The following is a 2,694-nucleotide window of genomic DNA, read 5'->3' as shown; positions in this document are numbered from 1 at the left end:
CGCCGAGACCTGCTCGGACGCTGACGCGTTCTGCTGCGTCACCTTGTCGAGCTGCTGGATCGCCTGGTTGATCTGAGCCGAACCCACGTCCTGCTCCCGGCACGCCGCCGTGATCTCCTCCACCAGGCCCGCCGTCCGCTTGATGTCGGGAACCAGACGACCCAGCATCTCGCCCGCTTCCCGCGCCACCTTCACGCTGTCGGCCGACAAGGTCCCGATCTCGGCCGCCGCCGTCTGGCTGCGCTCGGCGAGCTTGCGGACCTCGCTCGCCACCACCGCAAAGCCGCGCCCGTGCTCGCCGGCCCGCGCCGCCTCGACCGCGGCGTTCAGCGCCAACAGGTCGGTCTGGCGGGCAATCTCCTGCACGATGGTGATTTTTTGGGCGATCGTCTGCATCGCCTCGACCGCGCGTCCCACCGCCGCCCCGCTGGCCTCGGCGTCGCGGGCCGACTGGCGGGCGATGGTCTCGGTCTGGCTGGCATTCTCGGCGTTCTGGCGCACGTTGGCGGCCATCTCCTCCATCGAGGCGGACGCCTCTTCGGTGGAGGAGGCCTGCTCGGTCGAACCCTGCGACAGCTGCTCGGCGGAGGCCGACAGTTCCTGGCTCCCCGCCGACACGTTGCCGGCGGCGGCCAGCGCCTCCGACACGACGCTGCGCAGGCGCTGGAGCATGGTGCGCAGGGCGAGGCCGAGGGTGTCCCGGTCCGACAGGGGCTGGGCCTCGACCGTGAGGTCGCCGGCGGCGATCGCCTCGGCCACTGCCGCGTTCGCCTGCAGGTTCGCCGTCATGGCGTTGAGCGAGACGACGAGGGCGCCGATCTCGTCCTGCGAGCGCACCGTCAGGGTCCGCGACAGGTCGCCGGCCGCCACCGCATCGGCGAGGCCGACCGCTTCGGTCAGGCCGCGGCTGATCGCCAGGGCGATCCAGGTCGAGGCGCCGATGCCGACGACGAGCGAGCCGAGCAGGATCGCCAGCAGCATCAGCTTGGCGTTCTCCGCATCCGCCGCGCCCTGCGCCGCCGCCCGGTCCATCTCCCGCTTGATGAGCGCCGCAACCTCGTCATACGCCTTGATGGCAGCGTTGAACTGCTCGCGTCCCTCGCCCATGGTGAGCGTCGCGGCGCGCAGGTTGCCGCCCTCGCCGGCGGTCGCCAGCGCCCGCTTCACCAGCGGCGCGGCGGCCTCGTATTGCGCGGCCAGATCGACGGCACCCTGGCCGAGGCCCGGGGCGACGGCCTTGACCCGGCCGAGCTCGGCCCGGAACGCGGCCTCGAGGGCATCCGCCTCCTTGATCGCCCCCTCGAGTTCGGCGAGCGAGCCCGACGAGAGCATGAACGCGAAGGAGCGGGTGTAGCGCAGCCAGTCGCCGCGCAGTCGCTCGAAGGCGACGACGCCGCGGAACGCCTCCTCGCCCCCCTCCTTGGCCAGCCGGTCGCGGAACGCATCGGTGGCCGCGGTCAGCTGCCGGACCTGCGGCAGAACCTCGGTCTGGTAGAGCTGGGAGGCCCGGAAGTTCGAGTTGAGCGAACCCCACTTCGCCGTCTCGGCCTGGGTCCGGCCGGCCACGGCGAGCCGCTCGGCCGCCACCGCGAGCAGTCGCTGCTCCTCGCCGGTCGCGTTGCGCTCGATCTCGGCGCGCAGGCGGGCGAGGTCGGCGGTCTGTTGGGCGAGGAGCTGGTTGAACTCGGCGATCCGCTTGGGATCGCTCTCGATGACGATGTTCTTCTCGGTCCGGCCGGCGGCCCCGAGGGCGTTCTGCAGGTCGGAGATCGCCCCGACCCGCTGGCCGCGTGCCGCCAGCACCTGCTGGCTCGCCGCCAGTTCCGTCAGACGCCAGTAGCTCAGGCCGCCGGCCGCCGTGGCGAGCAGCAGCACCAGGCCTGAGGACGCAGCGAGCTTGGCTTTTACCGAGAGCTTCATGGTCTGTGCGGTCCGACGTGATCGAGAGGGCGGGATTCAGGCGAGGATGGCTTCGAGGTCGGGCACGATCACGAACTGGTCGTTCCACTTGATCAGGGTGCGCACGAAGTCGGGGCGGATCGCGAGGCCGACGCGCGGCATCGGCCGGGCCTCCGAGAACCGGATCTCGGTGACCTCGTGGACCTTGTCGGCGGTGAGCCCGACGCAGACCGGATCGCCGTCGATCGTGAGCTCGACCACGACGATGCGGGTATCCGGGCTCGCCGCCCGGGGCGGCAGGCCGAACCGCACCCGCAGGTCGGCGAGCGGAATGATGGCGCCGCGCACGTTGACGACGCTCGGCAGGTGAGGCCTCGCCCCCGCGACGCGGGTGGGGGGCAGGGGATCGATGATCTCGCGCACGAGGCCGGCGTCGATCGCGAAGATCTCGTCGGCGATGCCGACCATCAGCGCCTGGACGCGGGCCGCCTCGGGCGCGGCGGCATCGGGATCGAAGGGAGCCGAATTCTGCGGGCGCTCGGTCTGGACGGAGAGGGACATCACGCGGCCTCGGGCAGGTTGGAACCGTGCGGATCGGTCCCGCCCCGGACCTGGCCGGCGGCCAGGAGCTGGGGCACGTCGAGGATGAGGGCGGCGCTGCCGTCGCCCAGGATGGTGGCGCCGGAGAACATCGTCACGTCGGCATGCAGCTTCGACAGCGACTTGATCACCGTCTGGTGGCTGCCGACGATCTGGTCGGCGACGAAGCCGACCCGCTCGCCGGCGAGCGCCGTG

3 protein-coding genes are annotated in these 2,694 nt (G+C 71.8%); all 3 read right to left on the bottom strand.

What is annotated here, in order from left to right; all coding sequences use genetic code 11:
• Nucleotides 1–1,920, bottom strand: a 1,920-nt coding sequence (locus QR78_RS30535; protein WP_048431392.1) for a HAMP domain-containing methyl-accepting chemotaxis protein, incomplete at its 3' end; no start/stop codon positions are given.
• Nucleotides 1,921–1,956: 36 nt separating this feature from the next.
• Entirely contained in the window at nt 1,957–2,460 is a 504-nt protein-coding gene (locus QR78_RS30530; protein WP_082171838.1) for a chemotaxis protein CheW, read from the bottom strand.
• Nucleotides 2,460–2,694, bottom strand: a 235-nt coding sequence (locus tag QR78_RS30525; RefSeq protein WP_048431391.1) for a chemotaxis protein CheW, incomplete at its 5' end; no start/stop codon positions are given. The genes QR78_RS30530 and QR78_RS30525, both read right to left, overlap by 1 nt.

It is taken from the genome of Methylobacterium indicum (assembly GCF_001043895.1).
Classification (GTDB): Bacteria; Pseudomonadota; Alphaproteobacteria; order Rhizobiales; family Beijerinckiaceae; genus Methylobacterium; species Methylobacterium indicum.
This window is presented reverse-complemented; position numbering and strand designations above follow the sequence as displayed.

What these genes read in the sequence shown, in the direction of transcription:
- QR78_RS30530 (WP_082171838.1), bottom strand. Translation starts at nt 2,460, where the DNA reads ATGTCCCTCTCCGTCCAGACCGAGCGCCCGCAGAATTCGGCTCCCTTC.